We start from the raw sequence: 26,527 nt of genomic DNA, 5'->3' as shown, positions 1-26,527 counted from the left end.
AGTGCGAGTCGATCTGCTGACCAGGGAGTATCCGCCGGAGGTCTACGGCGGAGCCGGTGTCCACGTGTCCGAACTCACCGCCGCGTTGCGGTCGGGAACGGAGACGGAAGTCCGTGTCCGGGCCTTCGGGGCCTTCCGTGACGAACCCGACGTGTGGGGCTACCGGACCCCGGACGGCCTCGGCCAGGCGAACGGCGCACTGCAGGCCCTGGGCACCGACGTGGCCATCGCGGCCGACGTCGAGGGCGCCGACCTCGTGCACTCGCACACCTGGTACGCGAACTCCGCGGGCCGGATCGCGCAGCTGACCTACGGCATCCCGCACGTCGTCACCGCCCACAGCCTCGAGCCCCTGCGCCCGTGGAAGGCCGAGCAGCTCGGCGGCGGCTACCGCCTGTCCAGCTGGATGGAGCGCGAGGCGTTCGAGAACGCCGACGGCGTCATCGCGGTCTCGAAGGCCATGCGTGCGGACATCCTGCGTTCCTACCCCTCGATCGACCCGGCGAAGGTGCACGTCGTCTACAACGGCATCGACATCGACGCGTGGAAGCCGACCGTCGACGAGGACGCCGTGCGTGCCCTCGGCATCGACCCGACGCGCCCGAGCGTCGTGTTCGTCGGACGCATCACCCGGCAGAAGGGCCTGCCGTACCTGCTCCGCGCCGTGGCGTCGCTGCCGTCGGACGTGCAGATCGTGCTGTGCGCCGGCGCGCCGGACACCCCCGAGATCCTGGCCGAGGTCACCGCGCTCGTCGAGGGGCTCCGCGCCGAACGCGAGGGCGTCGTCTGGATCGACCGGATGCTCGCGCACCAGGAGATCGTGAACGTGCTGTCCTCGGGCACCGTGTTCGTCTGCCCGTCGGTGTACGAGCCGCTCGGGATCGTGAACCTCGAGGCGATGGCGTGCGGGATCCCCGTCGTCGGCACCGGCACCGGGGGCATCCCCGAGGTCGTCGCCGACGGGCTCACCGGTCGCATCGTCCCGATCGACCAGGTGCAGGACGGCACCGGCACCCCGACCGACCCCGACCGCTTCGTGGCCGACCTCGCCGCGACCCTGGCCGAGGTGCTCGCCGACGAGGGGCTGGCGAAGCTCATGGGACGCGCCGGACGGCTGCGTGTCGAGACCGAGTTCACCTGGGACGCGATCGCCACCAGGACACGGCAGGTCTACGACCAGGTGCTCGGCCAGAACCCGTAGGCTGGTCGCATGCCCTCGGTCGTGCGCTTGTCAGACGTCTCCGTGGTCCGCAACGGGGCCACCATCCTCGACGCGATCTCGTGGGAGGTGCAGGACGACGAACGCTGGGTCGTGCTCGGCGCGAACGGCGCCGGCAAGACGACGCTGCTGCAGGTCGCCGGTGCCCAGACGTTCCCGACCTCGGGCGACGTCGAGGTGCTCGGCACCGAGCTCGGTGGGGCAGACCTGTTCGAGCTCCGCCCGCGCATCGGCTTCGCGTCGACCGCCCTGGCGCGTCGCATCCCCGTCACCGAGAAGGTCATCGACGTCGTGCTCACCGCGGCGTACTCGGTGACGGGGCGCTGGAACGAGGAGTACGAGGAGCTCGACGTCCGTCGTGCGCAGCGCGTGCTCGAGGAGTGGGGCCTGGGGTCCTTCACCGACCGCACGTTCGGCGACCTGAGCGACGGCGAGCAGAAGCGCGTGCAGATCGCCCGGGCCGTGATGACCGACCCGGAGATCCTGTTCCTCGACGAACCGGCCGCGTCGCTCGACCTCGGCGCCCGTGAGAGCCTCGTCCGCACCCTCGGCGGCTACGCCCAGAGCGCCGACTCGCCCGCCATCGTCATCGTGACCCACCACGTCGAGGAGATCCCGGCCGGGTTCACCCACGCACTGGTCCTCGCCGACGGCCACGTGCAGGCTGCCGGCCCCATCGACGAGGTCCTGACCGACCAGACCCTGACCGAGGCGTTCGGCATCGACCTCTCGGTCACCAAGGACGCCGGTCGCTACACGGCACGCGCCGCGTAGCGCTGCGATCCCGCCGTCTCTCTGGTATCGTGGACGGCTGGCGCAAGCCGACGACTTCCCGCGCAGTTCGCGCAATCCCACCACCGCTATCGAGGAATCTCCATGAAGACCGACACCCACCCCGAGTACCGCGCCATCGTCTTCCGCGACCTGGCCTCCGGTGAGACGTTCCTGACGCGTTCGACCGCGAACAGCGACAAGACCATCGAGCTCGACGGTGCGACCTACCCGGTCATCGACGTCGAGATCTCGTCCGCTTCGCACCCGTTCTACACGGGCAAGCAGCGCATCCTCGACTCGGCCGGCCGCGTCGAGAAGTTCAACCAGCGCTTCAAGGGCTTCAGCAAGTAAGCAGCCCCCACGCAACGCCGACGGGCGGCCCTCCTGCAGGAGGGCCGCCCGTTCGCGTTGTGCGGTGTCTCCGGCGGCCGCTGGCCCGGGCCCGCAAGACACCGGTGTTCGCGCGTCACACCGGGTTGTGCGGGTGTTCGGCGCACGAACACCGGTGTCCCGCGCGGGCTGTGCGGGGTCAGGCGCCGTTGCGGTGCGGCCAGCGGCCGTCGGCGGTGAACGACGGGTCGCGCTTCTTGCGCATGTAGTCCTGGAACGACGCGGCCTGCTCGGCGCACCAGCCGACCTGCTTGCGGTGGAGTGCTTCGGCGGAGATGCCGAGTTCGTCCGGGTACTTGCCCGCGATGGCCTGGGCGACACGCCCGGCAGCGATGGCGTCCGCGCCGGCGTCGTGGGCGTCGTCGAGGGTGACACCGTAGAGCTCGGACGCGGCTTCAAGCGTGCGCTTGCCCTTGCGGAAGGTGTCGAGCGCCTTGTCGATCACGAGCGGGTCGACGACGTTGCCGATGACGGGGGAGGCGAACCCGTGCCGCTTCGCTTCGCGGTCGAGGACGGTGAGGTCGTAGGGGGCGTTGTAGATCACGAGCGGGATGCCCCGGGCGAACACGGCTTCGATCGCGGCGATGATCTCGCCGACGACCTCGGCCGCGGGACGCCCCTCGGCCTGGGCACGTTCGGTCGTGTACCCGTGCACGGCCGCGGCGCCCTCGGGGATGGGGACGCCCGGGTCGGCGATCCACGCGCCCTCGACGATGGAGGCCCCGGTCATGTCGATGAGTCCGACGTGGGCCGTGACGATGCGGGCCGTCTCGACGTCGACCCCGGTGGTCTCGAGGTCGAAGACGCCCAGCGCGTGCCACCAGGGGCGACCCGTGAGGTCCTGGGACGGAGCGGGTGCGTCGAGCTGTGCTGTGGGGAACGTCACGCGGTCAGGCTAACGGGACGCACCGACACCCCCGACTACCGGGTCGGCGCGCCGACGTGCAGCCAGTAGAACGACTGCGTGCCCATGGTGAGCGTGACGGTGCCGTCCTCGTCGAACGACGGGAACGAGCTGCCGCCGAACAGGTCGTAGAGCGGGCGACCCGCGAACTCCGGCGCGGAGATCGTGACCGAGGTCGGGTTCGTCGCGAACGAGAACACGCACAGGACGTCCTCGGCGGACGGCCCGAACTGCTGCCCGGAGCCCTCCCACGAGCGGACGAAGGCGAGCACCGAGTCGTTGGAGGTCTCCTGCACGTTCAGGGAGCCGAGGCCGAACACCGGGTGGGCCTTGCGGGTGTGGATGACGTTGCGGACCCAGTGCAGCAGCGAGCGCGACTGGGCCAGCTGCGCCTCGACGTTGACCTGCGCGTAGTTGTACACGAGCGACTGCACGACGGGCAGGTAGAGCTTGCCCGGGTCGGCGGTGGAGAAGCCGGCGTTGCGGTCCGGCGTCCACTGCATCGGCGTGCGGGACGAGTCGCGGTCCGGCAGCCAGATGTTGTCGCCCATCCCGATCTCGTCGCCGTAGTACAGGAACGGTGAACCGGGCAGCGAGAAGAGCAGCGCGTGGATGAGCTCGAGCTCGGCGCGCGAGTTGTCGAGCAGGGGAGCGAGACGTCGGCGGATACCGATGTTCGAGCGCATCCGTGGGTCGTAGCCGTACCAGCCGTACATCGCCTGCCGGTACTCCTCGCTCACCATCTCGAGCGTGAGCTCGTCGTGGTTGCGGAGGAAGACGCCCCACGCGGCGCTGGCCGGCACGTCGAGGGTCTCGGACAGGATCGCCTTGAGCTCGGCGGCGTGCTGGGCGCGGAGCGAGTAGAAGATGCGCGGCATCACCGGGAAGTCGAACGCCATGTGGCACTCGGGCTCCTCGTCGGTGCCGAAGAAGGCTGCGGTCTCACGCGGCCACTGGTTCGCCTCGGCCAGGAGCACCCGGCCGGGGTACTCGTCGTCGACCATCGCGCGGAGCTTCTTGATGAACTCGTGCGTCTCCGGCTCGCCCTCGCCGTTGCCCTCCTCCGACTCGAACAGGTACGGGATCGCGTCGAGCCGGAGCCCGTCGACGCCCATGTCGAGCCAGTGCCGGACGACGTCGTAGATGGCCTCGATGACGGCGGGGTTCTCGAAGTTCAGGTCGGGCTGGTGCGAGAAGAAGCGGTGGAAGAAGAACTGGCGTCGGACCGGGTCGAAGGTCCAGTTGGACTCCTCGGTGTCGACGAAGATGATGCGGATGTTCGAGTAGTCCTCGTCCGTGTCGCGCCAGACGTAGAAGTCGCCGTAGGGGCCGTCCGGGTCCTCGCGGGACTGCTGGAACCACTCGTGCTGGTCGCTGGTGTGGTTGATCACCATGTCGATCACGATGCGCATGTTCCGCTCGTGCGACTTCGTGACGAGCTCGCGGAAGTCGTCGAGGGTGCCGAACTCCGGCAGGATCGCCCGGTAGTCGGCGATGTCGTAGCCACCGTCACGCATCGGCGACTGGAAGAACGGCGGCAGCCACAGCGCGTCGACGCCGAGCCACTGCAGGTAGTCGAGCTTGCCGATCACGCCCTGGATGTCGCCGATGCCGTCCCCGTTGGAGTCGACGAACGACCGGATCATGCACTCGTAGAAGACCGAGCGCTTGTACCACTGCGGGTCGAGCGTCAGGCCGGGCAGCTGGATCGGGGCTGTGAAGGTCACCGTGCTCCTCGTCGTCGTCGACGGACCGCTCGACGGCCCGCCCCGGACACGATAGGCGCGAGATGCTGCGGGTGTCCGGGGATTCGTGCGGTTCGCTCCCTAGACTGACGCCGATGCAACCGCCCGTGCTCTCCCCGTACCAGTCGTTGATGGCCGCCACCCCGGTCGTGCACCGGGCCGTCCAGGTCGACGGCCGGACCACGCACTACTGGGTCTACGGGCCCGAGGGCGCGGATCGCACCGTGCTCGCCGTGCACGGGTTCCGCGGGGACCACCACGGCCTCGAGACGATCGCCGCGCACCTGGACGATGTCCGGGTGATCGTGCCCGACTTGCCCGGCTTCGGCGTGTCCGATCCGCTGCCGGTGTCCGACATCGACGCGTACGTCACCTGGCTGACCGGGTTCCACGCCGCGCTCGGGCTCGGGCGCGACACCGTCGTGCTCGGGCACTCGTTCGGGTCGATCGTGGTGTCGGCCACCGTCGCCGCCGGTCTCGACACCCGGCTGCTCGTGCTCGTCAACCCCATCGCCGCCCCGGCACTGCAGGGTCCGCGTGCCGTCGGGACCGCGATCGCGATCGGGTACTACCGTGCCGGCGCCGTGCTGCCGAAGCCGATCGGGCTCGGGATCCTGCGGAACGGTGCGATCGTCCGGGCGATGAGCATCGCGATGCTGAAGTCGCACGACCCCGTCGTCCGCCGGTGGGTCCACGATCAGCACGACCGGTACTTCTCGGCCTTCGCGAACCGTACGAGCGTGCTCGAGGCGTTCCGCACCTCGGTCACCCACGACGTGTCCGAGTACGCCGACCGGATCGACGTGCCCGTGTTGCTCGTCGCGGCGGAGCACGACGACATCACCGCCGTGCCCGAACAGCGTGCACTCGCCGAACGCCTGCGGGACGCCGAGCTCGTCGTGATCCCGGGTGTCGGGCACCTGGTGCACTACGAGACACCGGCTCCGGCCGCCGCCGCGGTGCTGCGCCGGATGGCGGACACGGCCGCGCGCCCTGGACGGGGCCGCGGCACCAGGGCGGGCCGACCGTCGGGGGCGGGGCGGGCCTCCCGCACGACCGCGGCGAAGGTGACCGAGGCGAAGACGGCTCCGGCGAAGTCGAACACCACGAAGCCGAACGCCACGAAGGCGACCGAGGCGACGGCGAGCGACACGAAGGAGACCGACGCGTGACGCGCCTGCGCATCGGGATCGACTGCCGGTACGTGCGGATCGGTCGGCACGACGGCATCAGCCGGTTCACCGCCGGAGTGGTCGCGAACCTGCCGGACCGACACGACTTCGTGCTGCTCGTCCACGACGAGCGCCAGCTCGAGTCGCTGCCGCCGGACCTGCCGTGGGAGCTGCTGCCGGCACCGACGGACGCGGGGGAGCCGCTCGTCGCCCGGCGGGTCAACCGTCTGGGGCTCGACGCGGTGTTCTCACCGATGCAGACGATGGGGTCGCGCGGGCGCCGGTACGCGCTCGTCCTGACGCTGCACGACCTGATCTACTACCGCAACCGCACGCCCCCGCGGGAGTTCTCGTGGCCGCTGCGGCTCGGCTGGCGGGCGTTCCACCTGTCGTGGGCGCCACAGCGGTTCCTGCTGAACGGTGCGGACGGGGTGGTGACGGTGTCGGAGACGACCGCCGGGCTGATCGCCGAGCACCGGTTGACGAGCCGACCCGTGACGGTCGCGTACAACGCGGCCGACCCGGCGACGCCACGGGCGACCGGAGCGCCGCGCGAGCGCTCCCTCGTCTACATGGGGTCGTTCATGCCGTACAAGAACGTCGAGACCCTGGCGGCTGCGCTGCCGCTGCTCGGGGCGGACTGGACGCTGCACTGCATGTCGCGGGTGTCCGGTGCCGACCGGGCGCGACTCGAGGGGCTCGCTCCCGCGGGGACGATCGTCTTCCACGACGGCGCGACGGACGAGGAGTACCTGTCCGTGCTCCGTTCGGCCACGGCGCTGGCGACCGCGTCGTACGACGAGGGGTTCGGCATCCCGCTCGTCGAGGCGATGGGCGTCGGGACCCCGGTCGTCGTCAGCGACATCCCGATCTTCCGCGAGATCGGTGGTGATGCGGCCGAGTACTTCGAACCGGCGTCGCCGTCCGCCGTCGCCGCGGCCGTCCGGCGGGTCGAGGACCGGTGGGACGAGGCTTCGCTGCGGTCGATCGAGCGTGCTCGGCGGTTCCGGTGGCAGGACTCGGCGGAGCAGGTCGTCCGGGCCGTCGAGCGGGCCGTGGGGGACCGGCGGGCCTGAGGGCCGGCGCACGCGGGCTCGCGGTTCGGGCTCGGGGCGCTGCGCGCGGTCTCGCGCTTCGTGGCGATGCGGAACGACGCTGCCGATGTCGTACGACGTCGACCGTGTGGTTCCACGTCGCCCGGCCGCGACCACCGCACCACACCTCCTTCCGCTACTGCCGCGCGATCACCTGCACGTCCGCCCCGGGGAACACCTTCTGCGTCTCCTCGGTCACCCGCGACACGATGGGCGGCACCGCTGCTCCCCGCCCCGGGGTCCGCACGACGATCGACTGGTCCCGTGCGGTGTCGGACGGGTCGCCGCCGCGCTCCCACGAGCAGCGGACCGCGGTGACCCCGCCGATGCGGTCGAGCGTGTCCGCCAGCGCGAGTCGCTTCGCCGCGACCTCCCCGGCTCCTGTGACGCCGATCTGCAGGCTGCCGAGGTCGGCGATCACGACGACGCGGACGCCGTTGCCACCGGACTCGTCGGCTGCTCGGCTGATGGCGGCGACCAGGTCACGTCTGGCAGCGCGGTCGAGCGAGGGGTCGGCGCGGACCGTCGCGACCGCGTCGTAGCTCGCGAACCCGGTCTTGGCCGGGGCGTGGTGCCGCACCTCGATGACGCCGGGCAGGTCGTCCACCCGCGTGTCGAACCGGTCGAGCGCGACGTCCGGCCGTGGGAAGACCCCGCCGATGCCGTTCTGCACGGAGCCGATGATCGACCCGAGCGCCACGGCGATGACCGCGGCCACGACGAGGACGCTCCCGCCGATGACGAACCAGGTGCGGGCGCGGGTGCGCGTGGGGATGCTCGCCGTCTCCGGGCCGAACACGCGGTCGAGGTCGTCGTCGGACGGATCGGGGGCATGCCGGCCGTGTCGGCTGGTTCCGTCGTCGGACATCTGGCTCCCGTCACCCTGGGTTGCGGGTGGTCCCCGGTGTGCGGGTGCGTCGGAGCGTAGTCCCCGGTCAGCCCCGGCGTTCCAAGGGGTTCTGGTACTCGAACGCCGAGCCGCCGGTGGCGTCGGAGACGTCGTCGATCGGGTCGTCGAACCGGACGAGTTCGGCGTGGAAGCGCTCCGGGTCCCACCGGAACGAGTGGATGGACCCGTTCCGGATCGGGGTGTGGCCGCGGTCGGCCGTTCCGGGGGCTGCGGCGTTGACGACGCTGCGGATCACCGCGCCGTGCGTCGCGACCGCCACGACGCCTCCGTCGAAGCGCACCGCGATCTCGCCGAGGGTCTCGGTGATCCGCGCGAGCAGGGCGGAGCGGGACTCCCGACCGGGGATGTCGTCGTGCGGGTACCGGGCGGACACCTCGTCGTCGGTCAGACCCTCGGCCTCGCCGTAGGACCGCTCGGCCAGGCCCGGGTACGTCGTCGGGGCGTCGAGTCCCAGGTGATCGGCGATGATCGCACCCGTCTCGGCGGCGCGGGACAGCGGGGAGGCGACCACGGCGTCGAACGGCCGGCGGGTCAGGAGTTCGGCGGCCTCGGCGGCCTGCCGTCGTCCGGTGTCGTTGAGCGGGATGTCGGTGGAGCCCTGGATGCGGCGCTGCGCGTTCCAGTCGGTCTCGCCGTGGCGGACGAGGTACAGGAGGGTCGTCACTCGTCGATCTTCGCAGACGCGACCGGCGGGCCCGTCCGGCTACTCGGACGAGCGCGAGTCCTCGCGCGACGCTGCGGGTGAGGCTGCGGGTGACGCCGCGGGTGACTCCGCGGGCGACTCCGCGCGCGACGCCCCCGCCGCACTGAGCCGCTCCGCCAGGTGCACGAGCGTCTCGGTGGTGCCGGCGTCGAGCTTCACGGCCGCCCGGCGGTCGCTGCGGGTCTCACCGCGGTTCACGATGACCACCGGGTTCTTCCGGCGTGCCGCGTGGTCGACCAGCCGCACGCCCGAGTTCACGGTGAGGGAGGACCCGACCACGAGCAGCGCGTCGGCGTCGGCGACGATCGACACGGCCTCGCGGAACTTCTCGGCCGGCACGAACTCGCCGAAGAAGACGACGTCGGGCTTCAGGTCGCCGCCGCAGACGGAGCACGCGGGCACGACGAACCGTTCGACCTCGGTGATCTCGACGTCACCGTCGGGCTGCAGCTGCACGGACCCGGGCTCGTCGATCCAGGGGTTCGCCCGGTCGATGGTGGTGGCGAGGTCGGAGCGGGAGAACACCTGCCCGCACCGCAGGCACACGGCGCGGTCCATCGACCCGTGGATCTCGACGACGCGACGGGACCCGGCGCGCAGGTGCAGGCCGTCGACGTTCTGCGTGATGACACCGGCGACGATCCCGGCGTCCTCGAGCGCGGCGAGCGCCCGGTGCCCGTCGTTCGGCGTGGCGGCCGCGAAGCTCCGCCAGCCCAGGTGCGATCCGGCCCAGTACCGCTGGCGCTTCGCGGGGTCGGCGAGGAACTCCTGGAACGTCATGGGCTTCCGCACGACGCGTCCGGCTCCGCGGTAGTCGGGGATGCCGGAGTCGGTGCTGAGACCGGCGCCGGAGAGCACGGCGATGCGCTTGCCCGCGAGCAGCTCGACGACACGGTCGAGGTCGTCGGCGCTCACCGACCCGGAGGTGGCCCCGGAGGCCGCTCCGGTGGTCGGTCCGGTCGTCGACGCAGCATCATCCAGCACCCTGTTCACGGTACCCTCAACACCCGACCGTCCCGGTCACTTCCCGAGCGGAGCACCGGGGACGCCATCGCCGCACCACACCGAAACGAGCCCCGTGCACCCCGTCCGCATCGACTCCCTCGACGATCCCCGCCTCGACGACTTCGCCCGGCTCACCGACGTGGCGCTCCGTCGGGTCTCGGAGCCCGAGGGCGGCCTGTACATCGCCGAGTCGAACACGGTCATCGAGCGGGCGGTCCGCGCCGGTCACGTGCCGCGCAGCATCCTGGTGCAGGAGAAGTGGCTCGACACCGTCCTGCCGCTGGTCGCGGAGCACGACGGTCCTGTCTTCGTCGGTGCGGACGCCCTGCTCGAGGAGCTCACCGGTTTCCGCATGCACCGCGGTGCGATCGCTGCGATGCAGCGTCCCGAGCTGCCGAGCGTCGCCGACGTGGTGCGGGACGCGAAGGTCGTCGTCGTGCTCGAGGACATCGTCGACCACACGAACGTCGGTGCCGTGTTCCGCAGCGTCGCCGGTCTCGGCGCCGACGCGGTGCTCGTCAGCCCGCGCTGCGCCGACCCGCTGTACCGCCGGAGCGTCCGGGTGAGCATGGGCACCGTCCTGCAGGTGCCGTGGACCCGCATCGGCGACTGGCCCGCGGCGGGTGAGGAACTCCGCGCACAGGGCTTCCACCTGGCCGCGATGGCACTGACGGACGAGTCCGTCGACCTCGACGCCTTCGTGGCGGACCTGCCCGACAGGGTCGCGCTCGTGATGGGGACCGAGGGGCAGGGACTGACGCCGGCCGCGATCGCGTCGGCTGACACGACCGTCCGCATCCCGATGGCACACGGCGTCGACTCGCTCAACGTGGCCGCGGCGAGCGCCGTCGGTCTGTGGGCGGTCACCCACGCCCGGCGGCTCGCCTCCTAGCGCACCACCGAGACGGTCGGGAGGCCCGGGGCGGGCTGGTCCGGCAGCATGCGCCCGGCACGGATCACGAGGGCACGGTCGGTGTCCGGTCCGCCGACCAGGCACACACCGACGGGAGCGCCGGCCACGGTCATCGCCGGTGCGCTCACCGCGGGGAGCCCGCCGACGCTCGCGAGCGCGGTGATCGCCGTGGTGGCGGTCCGCGTGCGCTCGAGTGCTCGGACGTCCGCGCCCAGCAGCGGTGCGGGCCCGGGGACGGTCGGGAACAGCAGGGTCCGACCGGCGAGGGCACCGCGGATCGTCGTGCGCACGGCGTCCAGGGCGGTGACGGCGTCGGCGGTCGCGTCGGGGTCGTTCGCCCCGGCCGCGCGGAACCGGTCACCGACCACGGCGCTCAGCGCTCCGGGGTGCGCGTCGATCCAGGGGCCGTGTGCTGCCAGGGCCTCGGCGGCCTGGACGAGCCGCAGCTGCTCCTGCAGGGCTCGGGGCTCCGGCATGCCGAGGTCGCGCAGTCGGACGGTGGCGACGGGTTCGTCGAGGGTCTCGACGAAGGCCGTGAAGGCCCGGGCGGTGTCCGGTTCGACGAGCGCGACGAGTTCCTCGGGGACGACGAGCACCGTCGCGTCGACCGCCTCGTCCGGCCCGGGCATCGGCGGGACGGTGGCGTCGAGGGCGGCGAGCAGCACCTCAGGGCTGCGGGTGAGCCACCCGACGGTGTCGAACGACGGCGCCAGGGGGAGCAGCCCGTCGCGGGACACCGTGCCGTGGGTCGTCCGGAGGCCCCAGAGTCCCTGGTACGAGGCGGGGACCCGCACCGAGCCCGCGGTGTCCGTGCCGATCCCGATCTCGACCATCCCGAGGCCGACGGCCGATGCGGATCCGCTGGACGAGCCTCCCGGCAGTCGGGTGGGGGCCGCGCTGTTCGGCGGTGTGCCGTGGTGCGCGTTCCGGCCGGTCAGGTTGTAGGCGAACTCGTCGGTGCGTGCGATCCCGCGGATCGACGCGCCGGCGGCGAGGAGCGCGGCGACCGCGGGGGCGGCCGTCGTCTCGACCGGTGCCTCGTGCAGGTACGTCGGGTTGCCCGCGCCGACCGGCTGGCCGGGCACGGCGTAGAGGTCCTTGACGGCGATGGTCAGGCCGTCGAGCGGCCCCACGGCGGTGGGTGCGACGAGCGGGTCGCCGACGGCCCGCCAGACGGTGGTGTCGACGGCTTTCGGGCGGCCGGTGACGTGGGCCGCTTCGATGCGCCAGCGGGGTCCGGCGCCGGGGTCGGTGTCGGTGTCGCCTTCGCCGTCGCGGCGCCAGAGCTGGGTCTGGAGGCCCTGCCCACCCGCGGCGAACCGGGACACCGACACGACGAGGGCGCGGTCCTCGGTCAGGGGGCGGACCTCGACGTGCGTCAGCGACCGGGTCGCGACCCCACCCCGTGCCCCGCGGAACGCGCTGATCGCGTCGTGCCCGACGAGCAGGCCGCGGTCGTCGCCGCGCATCGTGCCGGGGGAGTCGACGAAGGCGGCGTCGAGGGCGTCGAGGTCGTTCGCCAGCAGTGCCGTCTCGTAGGCGTGGATGGCTGCGAGCAGGCCGGCCGGGGCCTCGGGCGCGTCCGGCGTGGCCGGGGTGTGCGTCTTGGTCGACGTTCCGGGCGTGGTCATCGGGCAGGCTCCTCGAAGTCGGCCTTGCGGATGCGGGCGTGGACACCGGTCACCAGGTCCACCACCTGCGAGATGTTGAAGTCGGTCGCGGCGGACAGGTACGCGTACGCCAGGTGGCGTTCCATGCCCCAGCGGGCACCGAGGATCGCGACGGCGTGCCGGACGCACTGCCGGACGGCCTCGTCGAGGTCGGGGTCCATGCCGGTGGGCACCAGGAACTCCTGCGTCTCGGCGACGGGCCAGACCAGGTCGCCGAAGCGGGCGGCGGCCTCGGCTGCCGGGGTCAGGTCGAAGCGGATCGTGGCGCGGAGCGAGGCCTCCATCGCGGTGAGCGCCACCTCGCCGTCGCCCTGGGCGAAGTGCGGGTCGCCGACGTGGGCCAGCGCACCGGGGACGAGCACCGGCAGGTGCAGATGCGAACCGACCTGCAGCAGGTTGACGTCGATGTTCCCGCCGTGACGACCGGGCGGGACGGAGTGCAGCCGCTCGCCGGGGGTCGCGACGCCCATGATCCCGAGGAACGGTGCCAGGGGGAAGTGCGCGAAGCGGTCGCCCGCGGCGGTGAGCGGGATGCGGCCCCGTCGCCCCTGGGCGGTGTCGACGACGTCGGCGAAGACGCTCACCGTCGTGCCGTCGACCGGGAACTCGCCGTGCAGGGCACCGCGGCCGTGCCGGTTCGAGACCACGCCGTAGTGCACCCGGGGCAGGGTCTCGAGCACCGTCATGGTCAGGACGTCACCGGGGCGGGCGCCGCGCACCGCGATCGGACCGGACACCACGTGGGGGCCGTCCGCCGTGGGGTCGCGGTGTCCGGAGCGGGCGATCGCGACGGCGTCGGCGAGGACGTGCTCCGGGGCGACACCGTGGTCGCCGAACCAGGCGACGGGGTCGCTGCCCTGGTCGGGCAGGATCCCCTCGTGGCTGACGGTGTCGATGGTGACGGACTCCCCGGCACCGATCGTCAGGGCGGGGACGTCACCGTCGCTCGGCAGCCGACCCCACAGGACGGTCTCCGGGTCGACGTGCAGGGAGTGGTCGCCGCGGACGGGCCCGGCGCCGGGCTGCAGGGTCGGGACCGCGGGGGCGGTGTTCTGGTGTGCGGTGGTGCGGTGTGCGGTGGTGCGGTGTGCGCTGGTGTGGTGTGCGGTGGTCATCGGTCCGTCCTCCGTTCGACCAGGTGGGCCACGTCGGCGAGGTGGTCGGCCATCGCCCGGGCCGCGCCGTCGACGTCGTGCTGCCGGATCCGCTCGAGGATCCGCTCGTGCCACTCGAACGACGACCGCCGCCCCTCGCTGGTGCTGTGCGACCGGGCGCGGACGTCCTGCACCCATCCGCTGCTGAGCTCGCACAGGGACACGAGCAGGGGGTTGCCCGAGGTACGGGCGACCTGCACGTGGAAGGCGACGTCCTGCGCGAGCGACTCCTCCGGGCTGAGGCCCGCGTGCGTGGCGGCGAGGATGCGTTCCAGGGTGAGCAGGTCGGCCGCACCCGCCCGCGCCGCCGCGAGTCCCGCGACCTGCGGCTCCACGACCGTCCGGAACTCGGCGACGTGCTCGGCCCGGTGGTCCAGGTCGTCGCGGTGGTGGTCGAGCAGGGCCGACGCCTCCTCCGGCCTCGGCAGCACGACGGTGCCACGACCAGGGGTCCGGGAGACCAGGCGACGGCGCTCCAGCTCCTGCAACGCCTCGCGGATCGTCGTGCGGGACACGGCGAGGTCCTCGGCGAGGGTGCGTTCCGGCGGCAGCTTGTCGCCGGGCTGCAGGTCGTCGAGCACGAGCGTGCCGAGGTGGGCGGCGGTCGCCGCACTCAGGGTCCGTCCACGGTGCATGCCATCGACCGTAGGGCCCGTTGGTCTGCTTGGTTCATTGGTACGACCAACTTTTACACGGCCGTCACATCCGGCGTCGGAACCCGAAACACGGTGGGCGAATGGTGGAGCACACCCCGCCAGCACCGACCGGAAGAGAGGTCCGACGTGGACCTGGTCCTCACCAATGCACGGCTGACCGACGGCCGTTCCGTCGACCTCGTGATCACCGACGGCCTGATCGCCAGCATCTCCGACACGCTCCCCGGTGCCGCCGCTCCCGCTGGTTCCGCCCGCGTGGTCGACTGCGCCGGCCGCGTCGTCATCCCCGGACTCATCGAAGCGCACCTGCACGTCGACAAGGCCCTGCTCGACCGGGAACGCCCGAACCCCGACGGCACCCTCGCCGGAGCCATCGCCGTCACGGGCGAGCTCAAGCGCGGCTTCACCCACGCCACCGTCCGCGACCGCGCCCGCACCCTGCTCGACCAGGCCATCACGAACGGCACGACCCTCGTCCGCGCACACCCCGACGTCGACCCGATCGTCGGGCTCACCGGCGTCGAGGTCCTGCTCGACCTGCGCGACGAGTACCGGGACGCCCTCGACCTGCAGATCGTCGCCTTCCCCCAGGAGGGCATCGCGAAGGCACCGGGCACGCTGGCCCTGCTCCGCCGGGCGCTCGCCGCAGGGGCAGACGTCATCGGCGGCTGCACCTACAACGAGCGCACCCTCGCCGCGTGCCACGAGCACGTCGAGACCGTCCTGGACCTCGCCGAGGAGTTCGGCGTGCCGGCGGACCTGCACGCCGACTTCGCCGACGACACCTCCGACCCGCGGTACGCGCTCGCCGGCCACATCGCCGACCGTGTGGCCGCCCGCGGGCTGCAGGGGCGGGTGGCGCTCGGCCACGTGACCTCGGTCGCCAGCCTGCCCCGCGGCGAGCGCCGGGTGCTGTTCGACCGCCTGGCCGCCGCCGGGGTCGCCGTCGTGCCGCTGCCCGCGACCGACCTGCACCTCGGCGGCCGGTCCGACGACCACGATGTCCGCCGCGGGGTCGTGCCGGTCCGTGAGCTCTGGGACGCCGGCGTCACGAGCGCGTACGCGTCGAACAACGTCCGGAACGCCTTCACCCCGTTCGGGAACGCCGACCTGCTCGACGTCGGGCTCCTGCTGGCCCAGACCGGGCACCTGTCCGGACCGGACGACCTGCGACGGGTGCTCGCGATGGCCACCACCGGTGCCGCGCAGGTCGTCGGCGTCGCGGACACCCACGGCATCCGGCCCGGTGCCGCCGCCGACCTCGTCGTGCTCTCCACCACGGACCCGGACGGCGTGCTGCTCGACCGGCCGGACCGCGCCCTCGTCGTCAAGCGCGGCCGGGTCGTCGCCGAGACCACCAGGACCACCCGACTCACCACCAGCCGCACCACGAACCGATCGAAGGAACTCAGCCATGCGTGAACGGATCCCGCACGAGATCGTCGCCTCCGTCCTGGCCGGTGCCACGGCGTTCATCGGGGGCAACGCCCTGCACCTGCCGACCTGGGCGATCTTCATCAGCTGGGCGGGGATGTTCCTGCTCGGCAGCAAGCCGACGCTGCGGAACGCCACCCGGCTCTGGGCCGCGATGCCGATCGGGTCGGCGTTCGGTCTGGTCATCGTCCTGCTCGACCAGCGGTTCGGCACGCTCTTCGGCGAGGGGCAGGCGGCGCAGAACACCGTGCTGGCGCTGCTCATCCTCGTCGTGAACTGCGCGCTGATGTACACCGGTCGCACGAAGCTGTTCGGGCTCGTCCCCGGGATGTTCCTCGGGTTCGCCTCGTTCTTCGCGACGTGCTTCGGCGGGTTCGGCTTCGACCCGGGGAACGCCTGGGCCGCCTGGGTCTCGGTCGTGCTGATGAACGCGCTCGGCCCGGTGTTCGCGTACCTGTCCCGTCGCCTGACCTTCGCGCGGCCCGAGACGACCGGCGCGGCCGATGTGGCCGACCCGGCCGTGGGTGCGCACCCCGCCAGCCCGGCCGCCCAGGCCCCTGCTCCGGAACGGCAGCCCGACCAGCCGGTCGCAGCCTCGGCCTAGGAGCGGACCGGTACGCTCGGGTCCCGTGTCACGAGTCGTCCGCCGCCCCCGCTCCGCCGTCCGGAGGCCGGTCACGATCTCGGTGGTCGCCGTGCTGCTCCTGGTGGCCGGGTACCTCGTCGCCGCGGCCGTCGTGCCGTTCGGTCCGGCGAGCGCCAGCACCACCACCTACTCGGCACCGAGGACGACTGCCCCGGCACTGAGCTTCCCGGGCTACGGCGCGACCGCGGTCGAAGCGACTGACTTCCCCGAGAGCCTGCGTACCAGTGGCGACACGAAGCCCCGGTCCATCGCGAGCATTACGAAGGTCGTCACGGCGCTCGTGGTGCTCGACGAGAAGCCGATGGCGCCCGGACAGTCGGGCCCGGCCATCCGCTTCACGAAGCAGATGGAGGGCCTGTACGCGAAGTACGCGGCGCAGAACGGCGAGGTCGCCCCGATGCCGGCCGGCCTGAAGCTCACCGAGCACCAGGCGTTCCAGGTGATGCTCATGAAGTCGGCCAACAACTACGCCGGCGCGCTCGCCATCTGGGCCTTCGGATCCCTCGACGCCTACGAGCGAGCGGCCGCGAAGTGGCTCGACGAGCAGGGCCTCGACGACACGACGATCCACGAGCCGACCGGCCTCGACCCGGACAACACCTCGACCGCGACCGACCTGGTCGAGCTCGGGCAGCTGGCGCTCGCGAACCCGGTCGTCAAGGACATCGTCGGCACGCAGGACGTCACGATCCCGACGGTCGGCGCGATCGAGAACTCGAACAAGCTCCTCGGGCTCGACGGCGTCGAGGGGATCAAGACCGGCACGCTCGACGAGGCCGGGGCCTGCCTGCTGTTCGCGGCGACGTACGAGCGTGGCGGCAGGCAGGTCACCGTCGTCGGCGTGATGCTCGGTGGCGTGGACCACGACTCCCTCGACAACGACGTGCAGCGGTTGCTGCGGTCCGTCGCGGACAACTTCCAGGTGGTGACGCTCACCCACCAGGGGCAGACCTTCGGCACCTTCTCGACCCCGTGGCAGGACGAGGCGGACGCGGTCACGACGAAGGCCGCCGAGGTGCTCGTGTGGGGGAAGACCACGGTCACCGCGAAGGCGACGCTCGAGCGGGTGACCTTCGGCACGAAGGGCGAGCGGGTCGGGCAGGTCCGGTTCCGCATCTCCGACCACGACCCGGTCACGGTGCCGCTCGCGCTCGCGCGGACGATCGACGACCCCGGCGTCTGGTGGCGTTGGACGAACCCGTTCCAGGGGGCGTGACGCTCGTCGGTGCCCGACCGTAGAGTCGGTCGGGTGACGACGATGACGACGTTCCCCCGGACCACCCCCTCCGCCCTCGACGTCGACGCCCGCGGAGTCCTCGCGTTCGTCGACGCCCTCGAGTCGACACCCGGCGTCGAGCCGCACAGCTTCATGCTGCTCCGGCACGGCCAGGTCGCTGCCGGGGGGTGGTGGCAGCCGTACTCGGCCGACCGCGTGCACCTGCTCTACTCGCTGAGCAAGAGCTTCACCGCAGCGGCCGTCGGCATCGCCGTGCGCCAGGGACTGGTCGACCTCGACGCGACCGTGCTGTCGTACTTCCCGGAGCTCGACGCCGACGTCACCGATGAGCGCAGCCGCCGGATGCGGGTGCGGCACCTGCTCGCGATGGCGAGCGGGCACCGCGAGGAGACGCTCGAACGGGCGGAGGCCCTCGATCCGACGAACACGGTGCGCGGGTTCCTGCTGCTCCCGCCGGACGAGGAGCCCGGCTCGGTCTTCGCGTACAACCAGCCGTGCACGTACACGCTCGCGAGCATCGTCCGGCGCGTGACCGGCGGGTCGCTCGTGGCCTGGCTCCGCCCGCACCTGCTCGACCCGCTCGGCATCGACGACCTCGCGTGGCGCCGCGACGACACCGGCGCGGAGTTCGGGTTCAGCGGGTGCTACGCCACGACCGACGCGGTCGCGAAGCTCGGCCAGCTGTACCTGCAGGACGGCGTCTGGGACGGCGAGCGGATCCTCGACGCCGACTGGGTCGAACAGGCCACGAGCACGCAGGTCGCCAACCCGGACGAGGCCAACCCGGACTGGTCGAAGGGGTACGGCTTCCAGTTCTGGATGGCCCGCCACGGTTTCCGCGGCGACGGCGCCTACGGTCAGTTCTGCGTCGTCCTGCCGGAGCAGGACGTCGTGCTCGCGATCACCGGTCAGACCGTCGACATGCAGGCGGTCCTCGACGCGGCCTGGCAGCACCTCCTGCCCGCCGTCGACGGCACGACCGACACGGATGCGGACACCGCACTGGAGGCCCGGCTCGCCTCCCTCGGGCTGCCACCGGTGCAGGGTGGTCGCCTTCCGGAGCACCTCGCCGACGTCGAGCTGCGGTCGCGTCCCGGCGGGATCCTCGATGCCGCCACGTTCGCGCGCGGTGCAGACGGTGTCCGCCTGACGATCACCGACGACGGCCGGTCGGAGTCCGTGCCGCTCGGCGAAGGACGGTGGGCCGTCGAGGGCGCCCTCGCGGCGAGTGCGGCGACCGAGCCAGAGGGCACCGTGCTCGTCGCGGTCCGCTTCCTGGAGACCCCGCACCTGCTGCACCTGCGCGTCGACCTCGACGCGGGCACGGTCGGGGCGAAGTGGAAGACCGAGCCGCTGCACGACGGTCCGATGACGCTCCGTCGCCCCGCGGACTGACCGGTGCCGACGACGGGGTGCGCACGACCCCGTTCGCGGCGCGCACGACGCTGTTCGCGCCCCCGTGCCGTCATCGCGCCCCGGTGAGCCGGGGCGCGATGACCGTGGTGTGGCGCGGCTGCGGAGGCGTGCGGACTCGAAGGGGCGTCGTCGGCTACGGGGTGTCGGAAGGGTGCTCGGTGACGATCTGCAGCTCGGGCCGCTTCGCCGTCACCCCGTCGCCGGACGAGGTGTGCTTGATGCGGCGGACCACCCACGGCACCAGGTACTCCCTGGCCCACCCGAGGTCCTCGGCGCGGGCCTCGCGCCACGGCCGTGCCTCGAGCGGGTCCGGGTTGAACGGTTCGAGCCCGTGCGGCACACCGAGGGCGTCGAGCACCGCGGCGGCGATCGTGGAGTGGCCCATCGGGGAGTGGTGCAGCCGGTCCGGAGCCCACATCCGCGGGTCCCGGAGCACGCGGAGTGCCCACATGTTGGCCACCAGGGCACCGTGCTTCAGGGCGATGGCGTGCAGGTTCTCGTTGTAGATCGCCGTCTTGCCGCGGACCATCCCGAGCACCGGGGTCATCCCGACGTCCGGGCCGGTGAACAGCACGACGGTGGCTCCATCGCGGCGCAGGTCGGCGACGAGCCGGTCCACCCGTTCGGCGAGCTCGTCCGGGTCCGAGCCCGGGCGGATGATGTCGTTGCCGCCGGCCGACACCGTGATGAGGTCCGGGTGCAGGGCGACGGCGGCCTCGGCCTGCTCGTCGATGATCTGCTGGAGCAGCCGCCCGCGGATCGCGAGGTTGGCGTACGCGAAGTCGTCCGTCTGGTGTGCCAGCACCTCGGCGACGCGGTCCGCCCAGCCGCGGTTGCCGCCCGGGACGGTCGGGTCGGGGTCCCCGATCCCCTCGGTGAACGAGTCACCGATCGCGACGTACCTGGTCCAAGGATGACGATCTGACACGTCCCGGACCCTAGTCTCGTGGCATGACGAAGGCCAACACGGACGCCGTCGGCTGGTCGGTGCCCGACGAACTGCTCGACCGCATCGCCGGGCGCGCCTCCGGGTACGACGCCGCGAACGCGTTCTGCACCGAGGACCTCGACGAGCTCCGCGCCGCTGGCTACCTGCGGATCGGTGTCCCCGTCGAGCAGGGCGGGGCGGGCCTCGGCCTCCGCGCCACCGCCGGCGTGCAGCGCGCCCTCGCCCAGGCCGCGCCGGCGACGGCGCTCGGCCTCGGCATGCACCAGGTGTGGGTGCAGGCGGCGCGCGCCGTCCGTGCGCGAGGTGAGTCGTTCCTCCAGGCCGTCACCGACCACGCGGCGGACGACCAGCTGCTCGCCTTCGGGGTGAGCGAACCCGGCAACGACGCGGTGCTGTTCGACTCGTCGACGACGGCGGAGCCGGACGGCGACGGCGGGTACCGGTTCACCGGCACGAAGGTGTTCACCTCCCTCGCTCCGGCGTGGGACGTCATGAGCGTCTTCGGCAAGGACACCTCGGGGGCGGAACCCCGGCTCGTGCACGGCTTCGTGCTGCGGTCGGACGGCGACGTGGAACACCTGGACGACTGGGACACGCTCGGGATGCGCGCGACGCAGAGCCGCACCACGAACCTGCACGGCGTGCACGTCCCGGCGGGCCGCATCGTCCGGTCACTGCCGGTCGGGCCGAACCAGGACCCGCTCGTGTTCGGGATCTTCGCCTCGTTCGAGCTCCTCATCGCGTCGGTGTACGTCGGGATCGCCGAGCGGGGGGTCGCGCTCGCGGCGACCGCCGTGGCGCACCGCACCGCGGCCGACGGCACTCGGCGGTCGGAGGACCCCGACGTGCGCCGGGCGATCGCGGACCTGCGCGGCGCGGTCGACGCGATCACGCTGCAGGTCGACTCGTTGGCGCGGTCGGTCGACGAGGTCGACGACCTCGGAGCCCGGTGGTTCCCGCTGCTCGTCGGCACGAAGGCGCGGGCCGTGGACACGGCGCAGCACGTCGTGGACGAGGCCATGCGCGTCGTCGGTGGCTCGGCGTTCCGGGCGTCGAGTGAGCTGGCGCGGCTGGCGCGTGACGTCCGGGCGGGGCAGTACCACCCGTCGTCGCGCGACTCCGCGGCGCGGACGATCGCCGCGTCGGTGCTCGGCCCGCTCGGCTGAGCGCTGCGCTCCGGGGCGCTTCCGGTGCGCTTCCGGTGCGAGGGTGGCGTGGCCGCGCTCGGTGCCGAGTCCGTCGGCCGGTGCGGGGTTGGCGCGGCGGCGCACCGTGCGGGGTCCGTCGGCGGGTGCGGGGTTGGCGTGGCGGCGCTCGGTGCGGGGTCCGTCGGCCGGTGCGAGGTTGGCCGATCGGTGTTGCCTTGCGGCGCCGCACCGTGCGACCAACCCGGCACCGAGTTGCGAAGGGCGCGCGGTGCCGCGGGCGATGGCGTGGCGGCGCACCGTGCGGGGTCCGTCGGCGGGTGCGGGGTTGGCCGCTCGGTGCTGCCTTGTGGCGTCGCACCGTGCAACCAACCCGGCACCGAGTTGCGAAGGGCGCACGGTGCGATGACGGGCGAGCAACCGCGCACGACGGGACGAACCTCGCACCGTGCGGCCGTCGGCACGCCCGGCACGGCGATGTCGGTGGCGCCTGGCATCATCTCGGTGTGAGCAAGCAGGACGGACGGAACCGCCTCGTCTCCGACGCACCGGTGGACGACGTCTCGGCGACCGTGCTGCACGTCGACATGGACGCCTTCTTCGCCTCCGTCGAACTGCTCGACCGCCCCGACCTGCAGGGCCTGCCGGTCATCGTGGGCCACGACTCCGACCGCTCCGTCGTCACGGCGGCCACCTACGAAGCCCGTCGGTACGGCGTGAACTCCGCCATGCCGATGGCCGTCGCCAAACGCCGCTGCCCGAACGCCGTGATCGTCGAACCGCACTTCGAGAAGTACCGGGCGAAGTCCGCGGCGGTGATGGCGATCTTCGACCGGTTCACCCCGCGGGTCGAGCGGCTCGGCATCGACGAGGCGTTCCTCGACGTCGCCGGCGCGCTCCGGCTCTACGGCACGCCGTGGCAGATCGGCCAGGCGATCCGCCGCACGGTCTTCGCCGAGACCGGGCTGCACTGCTCGGTCGGTGCGGCATCGACCAAGTTCGTGGCGAAGCTCGCCTCCAGCCGGTCGAAGCCGGACGGCCTCCTCGTCGTGCCCGAAGCGGACACCGTGGCGTTCCTGCACCCGCAGCCGGTCTCCGCGCTCTGGGGCGTGGGCGGCAAGACGCAGGAGACGCTCGAACGCCGGGGCATCCGCACCGTCGGCGACCTGGCGAACACCCCGCTCGGCTCGCTCGTCTCGGCACTCGGCCCGGCTGGCGGGCAGCGGCTGCACGACCTGTCCTGGGGTCGCGACCCGCGCGTGGTCGACACCGGCGTCGGCGAGAAGTCGATCGGGCACGAGGTCACCTTCGGCCGCGACCTGACCGAGCGCGACGACGTCGCTCGCGAACTCCTCCGCCTGGCCGACAAGGTCGCGGTCCGCCTGCGCCAGGCCGACGTGCAGGCCCGGACGGTGGCGCTCAAGGTCCGCTACACCGACTTCACCACGCTGACCCGGTCGCGCACCTTGGCGGAACCGACCGACGTCGCGAAGCGCCTGCACCGCGAAGCCGTCGAGCTGTACGACGTGCTGCACCGACCCGGCAACCAGATCCGGCTGATCGGCGTGCGCGGCGAGAACCTCGTGCCCACGGCTGCCAGCAACGCCCTGTGGGACGACGACGCGCCGTGGCGTGACACCGAGACCACCGTGGACGCGGTCGCCGCTCGCTTCGGCGCCGGCGTCCTGCGACCGGCATCCCTGGTCCGTCGGACCCCTGACGGGGGCGTCCCGCACGCTCGGCAGGACTGACGGTGGCGGTAGAATCGGGTTCAGTGAGCGCAGCGGAGTACGAAGACCAGCAGCCCGCCACGCTGTGGGCGGAGTCGGGTGACGACCAGTCCGGCGCCGGCGGCACATCGCCGACGCTCGACACGGCGCAGGCCGACGGTGACGCCGCCCGTGACGAAGCCGACGCCGCGGCCCTGGCCGAAGCGGCCGGCAACTCGGCGGTCCAGCACCTGTCGCCGGCGTTCCCGGACCGGGCCGCGTGGGGCACGGCATCGAAGCTCCGTGCCTGGCAGATCGAAGCGCTCACGAAGTACTTCGAGAAGGAACCCCGCGACTTCCTGACGGCAGCGACCCCGGGTGCCGGCAAGACCACCTTCGCGCTCCGACTGGCGACCGAGCTCCTGGCCCGCGGCACCGTCGACCGCATCGTCGTCGTCGCACCGACCGAGCACCTGAAGCGCCAGTGGGCCGACTCCGCCGACCGCGTGGGCATCCGGATCGACCCGATGTTCAAGAACGGCGACGGCATGTTCGGCCGGCACTACCAGGGCGTCGCGATCACCTACGCCCAGGTCGGCATGAACCCCGAAGTGCACAAGCGCATCACCGAGGGCGGGCGCACCCTGGTCGTCCTCGACGAGGTCCACCACGGCGGCGACGCCCTGACGTGGGGCGACGGCATCAGGGAAGCGTTCTCCGGTGCCACCCGACGGCTCTCGCTGTCGGGGACCCCGTTCCGGTCCGACACCGCACCGATCCCGTTCGTGCAGTACGCCCCCGACGAGCAGGGCATCCGCACCTCGATCTCCGACTACAACTACGGCTACGGCCGCGCACTCAAGGACGGCGTCGTCCGCCCGGTGCTGTTCATGGCCTACGCCGGCCAGATGCGCTGGAAGACCCGGATGGGCGACGAGATGTCGGCCTCGTTGGGTGAGCAGGTCACGAAGGACATCACGGCCCAGGCCTGGCGCACCGCACTGTCGCCCGAGGGCGAGTGGATGCCGGCCGTGCTCTCCGCCGCCGACAAGCGCCTGACCGAGGTCCGCCGTGGTGTGCCCGACGCCGGCGGTCTGGTCATCGCCACGGACACCACCACGGCCCGCGCCTACGCCCGGATCCTGCAGCAGATCACGGGGGAGCGCCCGACCGTGGTGCTGTCCGACGAAGCCGCGGGGTCGAGCCGCATCAGCGCCTTCGCCGAGGACACCTCGCGCTGGATGGTCGCCGTCCGCATGGTCTCCGAAGGCGTCGACGTCCCACGGCTCTGCGTCGGCGTCTACGCCACGAGCGCGAGCACGCCGCTGTTCTTCGCACAGGTCATCGGCCGCTTCGTCCGTGCCCGTCGTCGTGGTGAGACCGCGAGTGTCTTCCTGCCGAGCGTCCCCGGCCTGATGGCCCTCGCCGCCACCCTCGAGCTCGAGCGCGACCACGCCCTCGACCGCCCGAAGGACGCCGACGACGGGATGTACAACCCCGAAGACGCCATGGTCGCCGAGGCCAACAAGGAAGACCGTGCGTCCGAGAGCCTGCTCGAGGTCCAGCCGTTCGAGGCGCTCGACTCGCAGGCGTCCTTCGACCGCGTCCTCTACGACGGCGGCGAGTTCGGTACCGGCGGCGAGGTCGGTTCCCTCGAAGAGCTCGACTTCATCGGCATCCCGGGGCTCCTCGAACCCGACCAGGTGCGCGACCTCCTGCGCGCCCGGCAGGCGACCCAGGCCAAGCGGTCCAAGGGCCGGACGGCCAAGGACGGCCTGCCCAAGGCGCCCGAGCCGGACCGCCCGATGTACATGACGATCAAGGAACAGCGGACCGAGCTCGCCCGGCTGGTGTCGATCTGGTCCCGTCACTCGAACGAGCCGCACGGATCGATCCACGCCGAACTCCGGCGCATCAGCGGTGGCCCGGCCGTGGCACAGGCGAGCATCGAGCAGATCCAGAAGCGCATCGACATCCTGCGCTCCCGCATCGGCGGACGTCGGTGACGGCCGCGTGATCGATCCGGTCGACGATCGCACCTGGTACGTCAAACGCGACCCCGAGGCGTCGCCCGAGGCGATCATCGACCGCTTCGGCGGCGGCTACCGGCTGCGCCGCTTCTCGCTCACCGAGTCCCGCCGCACCCCGCACGGAGTGTTCACGGGCCCCGAACTCGCCGAGACCGCGTGGTGGCGGCTCCGCGACAGGCCGCGGAACTCATGACGCGCCAAGCCAAAGTCCGGTAGACCGGAGGAATGGCAGACTCGACCCCTCACGTCCTCGTCCTCGGCGGCGGCTCCGCTGGCTACGCCACGGTCAAGCAGCTCCAGAAGCACGCGGCCACGGTGCCCATGCGGATCACGCTGGTGGACCAGAACACCTACTACACGTACCTGCCGTTCCTGCCCGAGGTCGCCGGTGGCCACATCGCGCCGAAGGACGTCACCGTTGAGCTGCGCCGTGCGCTGCGCAAGACCCGCGTGATCCAGGGCAAGGTCACCGCGATCTCCTCGGCCGACAAGACCGTGTCGATCGCGACCGCCGGCGGCGACGACCGCACCCTCGGCTACGACCAGCTCGTCGTCGCCCTCGGCTCCGTCACCCGCACGTTCCCGACCCCCGGACTCGAGGAGTACGGCGTCGGCTTCAAGAGCGTGGAAGAGGCCGCCTACGTGCGCGCCAAGCTCCTCGACAACATCGCGAAGGCTGCTGCCACGCGGGACGAGGACGAGCGCCGTCGTCTGCTGACCAGCGTGTTCGTCGGCGGTGGCTACACCGGCGTCGAGGCGATCGGTGAGCTGTTCGACGTGTCGCAGGCCGCCATCAAGACCTACCCGTCGCTCGCCGGCGAGCAGCCCCGCTGGGTGCTCATCGACGCGCTCGACCGCGTCGCGCCCGAGGTCGGCCCGGAGCTGTCCAAGTGGACGCTCGAGTCGCTCCGTGCCCGCGGCATCGACGTCCGCCTGAAGACCACCATGCCGAGCGCCGAGGGTGGTGTCGTCAAGTTCTCCGACGGCGACGAGTTCGCCACCGGACTGCTCGTCTGGACCGCAGGCGTCAAGCCGAACCCGCTCCTCGACGCCTCCGACCTGCCGCGCGGGCCGAAGGGCCACCTCGCCGCGAACGCGAAGCTCCAGGTCGAGGCCGAGGACACCCACCAGGTCGTCGAGGGCGTCTGGGGCCTGGGCGACGTCGCGCAGGTGCCCGACCTGACCGCCGACAAGCAGCCGGCGTTCTACCCGCCGAACGCGCAGAACGCCGTCCGTCAGGCCGTGGTCGCCGCCGACAACATCGTCGCGACCATCACCGGCAAGCCGCTCGAGGAGTACCGCCACCCCTCCATCGGCACCGTCGCGTCGTACGGTGTGGGCAAGGGTGCCGCGAACATCAAGGGCATCAAGATGACCAACCTGTTCGCGTGGCTCGCGCACCGCGCCTACCACGTGTACGCGATGCCGACCCTGAACCGGAAGGCGCGCATCATCATCGGCTGGATCACGGGCGCCGTGTCCGGTCGCGACGCGACCTCCCTGATCAAGGAGACCGACCCGCGACGCAACTTCGTCGAGGCGTCGAAGAGCTAGACGCACCCACGGACGCACGGGAGGCGCGGTGCCAGCTGGCACCGCGCCTCCCGTGCGTACGTGCTGCGTTCGCACCGTGCTGTGTTCACGATCTGGTG

Annotated in this window: 24 protein-coding genes; 15 read left to right on the top strand and 9 right to left on the bottom strand. The window is 72.0% G+C overall.

Annotation, left to right across the window (positions count from 1 at the left end):
- Position 1: 1 nt before the first annotated feature.
- From glgA to ACL00U_RS09210, 3 genes are all read left to right on the top strand, one after another.
- Complete coding sequence (gene glgA, locus ACL00U_RS09220) at positions 2-1,201, top strand: glycogen synthase (RefSeq protein WP_031259795.1); 1,200 nt, start codon at positions 2-4, stop codon at positions 1,199-1,201.
- Between the two features lie 9 nt (positions 1,202-1,210).
- On the top strand, positions 1,211-1,993 hold the full coding sequence (locus ACL00U_RS09215) for an ABC transporter ATP-binding protein (protein WP_017887279.1): 783 nt from the start codon (positions 1,211-1,213) through the stop codon (positions 1,991-1,993).
- 102 nt (positions 1,994-2,095) lie between these two features.
- A complete protein-coding gene (locus ACL00U_RS09210; protein WP_017887280.1) occupies positions 2,096-2,344 on the top strand; it encodes a type B 50S ribosomal protein L31 in 249 nt (82 codons plus the stop codon).
- Positions 2,345-2,522: 178 nt separating this feature from the next.
- Here ACL00U_RS09210 and ACL00U_RS09205 read toward each other — a convergent pair whose 3' ends face one another.
- Positions 2,523-3,269, bottom strand: a complete 747-nt coding sequence (locus tag ACL00U_RS09205; protein WP_197068681.1) for a 3'-5' exonuclease — start codon at positions 3,267-3,269, stop codon at positions 2,523-2,525.
- Positions 3,270-3,304: 35 nt separating this feature from the next.
- A complete protein-coding gene (gene treS / locus ACL00U_RS09200) occupies positions 3,305-5,014 on the bottom strand; it encodes a maltose alpha-D-glucosyltransferase (RefSeq protein ID WP_017887282.1) in 1,710 nt (569 codons plus the stop codon).
- Positions 5,015-5,127: 113 nt separating this feature from the next.
- Between treS and ACL00U_RS09195 the strand changes: the two genes are divergently transcribed.
- Both ACL00U_RS09195 and ACL00U_RS09190 read left to right on the top strand, forming a co-directional pair.
- Entirely contained in the window at positions 5,128-6,204 is a 1,077-nt protein-coding gene (locus ACL00U_RS09195) for an alpha/beta fold hydrolase (RefSeq protein WP_412873320.1), read from the top strand.
- 5 nt (positions 6,205-6,209) lie between these two features.
- Complete coding sequence (locus tag ACL00U_RS09190; protein WP_412874066.1) at positions 6,210-7,280, top strand: glycosyltransferase family 4 protein; 1,071 nt, start codon at positions 6,210-6,212, stop codon at positions 7,278-7,280.
- Positions 7,281-7,434: 154 nt separating this feature from the next.
- On the opposite strand, the gene ACL00U_RS09185 is transcribed toward ACL00U_RS09190, so the two are convergent.
- The 3 genes from ACL00U_RS09185 to ACL00U_RS09175 all read right to left on the bottom strand — a co-directional run bounded on the left by ACL00U_RS09185 (position 7,435) and on the right by ACL00U_RS09175 (position 9,826).
- Positions 7,435-8,166, bottom strand: a complete 732-nt coding sequence (locus ACL00U_RS09185; RefSeq protein WP_412873319.1) for a hypothetical protein — start codon at positions 8,164-8,166, stop codon at positions 7,435-7,437.
- 67 nt (positions 8,167-8,233) lie between these two features.
- Positions 8,234-8,872, bottom strand: a complete 639-nt coding sequence (locus tag ACL00U_RS09180) for a histidine phosphatase family protein (RefSeq protein WP_412873318.1) — start codon at positions 8,870-8,872, stop codon at positions 8,234-8,236.
- Positions 8,873-8,911: 39 nt separating this feature from the next.
- Positions 8,912-9,826, bottom strand: a complete 915-nt coding sequence (locus ACL00U_RS09175; protein WP_254783328.1) for a Sir2 family NAD-dependent protein deacetylase — start codon at positions 9,824-9,826, stop codon at positions 8,912-8,914.
- A 163-nt stretch (positions 9,827-9,989) separates the two neighbouring features.
- Between ACL00U_RS09175 and ACL00U_RS09170 the strand changes: the two genes are divergently transcribed.
- Positions 9,990-10,808 (top strand): TrmH family RNA methyltransferase, encoded by an 819-nt coding sequence (locus ACL00U_RS09170; protein WP_017887288.1) that lies wholly within the window; start codon positions 9,990-9,992, stop codon positions 10,806-10,808.
- On the opposite strand, the gene ACL00U_RS09165 is transcribed toward ACL00U_RS09170, so the two are convergent.
- The 3 genes from ACL00U_RS09165 to ACL00U_RS09155 are packed head-to-tail and all read right to left on the bottom strand — an operon-like array spanning position 10,805 to position 14,288.
- On the bottom strand, positions 10,805-12,460 hold the full coding sequence (locus tag ACL00U_RS09165; protein WP_412873317.1) for an AtzH-like domain-containing protein: 1,656 nt from the start codon (positions 12,458-12,460) through the stop codon (positions 10,805-10,807). The genes ACL00U_RS09170 and ACL00U_RS09165 overlap by 4 nt on opposite strands.
- On the bottom strand, positions 12,457-13,614 hold the full coding sequence (locus ACL00U_RS09160) for an acetamidase/formamidase family protein (RefSeq protein WP_412873316.1): 1,158 nt from the start codon (positions 13,612-13,614) through the stop codon (positions 12,457-12,459). The genes ACL00U_RS09165 and ACL00U_RS09160 overlap by 4 nt, the downstream gene beginning before the upstream one ends.
- Complete coding sequence (locus tag ACL00U_RS09155; RefSeq protein WP_042540895.1) at positions 13,611-14,288, bottom strand: FadR/GntR family transcriptional regulator; 678 nt, start codon at positions 14,286-14,288, stop codon at positions 13,611-13,613. Before ACL00U_RS09155 ends, ACL00U_RS09160 begins: the two co-directional genes overlap by 4 nt.
- Positions 14,289-14,435: 147 nt before the next feature.
- Between ACL00U_RS09155 and ACL00U_RS09150 the strand changes: the two genes are divergently transcribed.
- The 4 genes from ACL00U_RS09150 to ACL00U_RS09135 are packed head-to-tail and all read left to right on the top strand — an operon-like array spanning position 14,436 to position 19,021.
- Positions 14,436-15,731, top strand: coding sequence for an amidohydrolase family protein (locus tag ACL00U_RS09150; protein WP_017887292.1), 1,296 nt, complete (start codon positions 14,436-14,438; stop codon positions 15,729-15,731).
- Positions 15,724-16,347: a DUF1097 domain-containing protein gene (locus tag ACL00U_RS09145; protein WP_056068696.1), complete on the top strand. Its 624-nt coding sequence runs from the start codon at positions 15,724-15,726 to the stop codon at positions 16,345-16,347. Before ACL00U_RS09150 ends, ACL00U_RS09145 begins: the two co-directional genes overlap by 8 nt.
- Before the next feature lie 25 nt (positions 16,348-16,372).
- On the top strand, positions 16,373-17,605 hold the full coding sequence (locus ACL00U_RS09140; protein ID WP_162243000.1) for a D-alanyl-D-alanine carboxypeptidase family protein: 1,233 nt from the start codon (positions 16,373-16,375) through the stop codon (positions 17,603-17,605).
- A 42-nt stretch (positions 17,606-17,647) separates the two neighbouring features.
- Positions 17,648-19,021: a serine hydrolase domain-containing protein gene (locus ACL00U_RS09135; protein ID WP_031259803.1), complete on the top strand. Its 1,374-nt coding sequence runs from the start codon at positions 17,648-17,650 to the stop codon at positions 19,019-19,021.
- Between the two features lie 154 nt (positions 19,022-19,175).
- Here the strand turns inward: ACL00U_RS09135 and ACL00U_RS09130 are convergent, their stop codons facing one another.
- The gene (locus ACL00U_RS09130; protein ID WP_017887296.1) at positions 19,176-19,970 is read right to left on the bottom strand and encodes an SGNH/GDSL hydrolase family protein; all 795 of its coding nucleotides are present in this window, start codon (positions 19,968-19,970) and stop codon (positions 19,176-19,178) included.
- Positions 19,971-19,993: 23 nt separating this feature from the next.
- Here ACL00U_RS09130 and ACL00U_RS09125 point away from each other — a divergent pair, with 23 nt between their 5' ends.
- The 5 genes from ACL00U_RS09125 to ACL00U_RS09105 all read left to right on the top strand — a co-directional run bounded on the left by ACL00U_RS09125 (position 19,994) and on the right by ACL00U_RS09105 (position 26,429).
- Positions 19,994-21,157, top strand: a complete 1,164-nt coding sequence (locus ACL00U_RS09125; RefSeq protein WP_017887297.1) for an acyl-CoA dehydrogenase family protein — start codon at positions 19,994-19,996, stop codon at positions 21,155-21,157.
- Positions 21,158-21,642: 485 nt separating this feature from the next.
- Positions 21,643-22,887 (top strand): DNA polymerase IV, encoded by a 1,245-nt coding sequence (dinB, locus tag ACL00U_RS09120; RefSeq protein ID WP_071251616.1) that lies wholly within the window; start codon positions 21,643-21,645, stop codon positions 22,885-22,887.
- 173 nt (positions 22,888-23,060) lie between these two features.
- Positions 23,061-24,851: a DEAD/DEAH box helicase gene (locus ACL00U_RS09115; protein WP_042540322.1), complete on the top strand. Its 1,791-nt coding sequence runs from the start codon at positions 23,061-23,063 to the stop codon at positions 24,849-24,851.
- 7 nt (positions 24,852-24,858) lie between these two features.
- Complete coding sequence (locus ACL00U_RS09110; protein WP_214519677.1) at positions 24,859-25,068, top strand: hypothetical protein; 210 nt, start codon at positions 24,859-24,861, stop codon at positions 25,066-25,068.
- Between the two features lie 32 nt (positions 25,069-25,100).
- The gene (locus ACL00U_RS09105) at positions 25,101-26,429 is read left to right on the top strand and encodes an NAD(P)/FAD-dependent oxidoreductase (RefSeq protein ID WP_412873315.1); all 1,329 of its coding nucleotides are present in this window, start codon (positions 25,101-25,103) and stop codon (positions 26,427-26,429) included.
- Positions 26,430-26,527 lie beyond the last annotated feature (98 nt).

This window comes from Curtobacterium poinsettiae (genome assembly GCF_047226435.1).
Classification (GTDB): Bacteria; Actinomycetota; Actinomycetes; order Actinomycetales; family Microbacteriaceae; genus Curtobacterium; species Curtobacterium poinsettiae.
The sequence above is the reverse complement of the archived record's forward strand: the minus strand, read 5'-3'. Positions and strand labels throughout refer to the sequence as shown.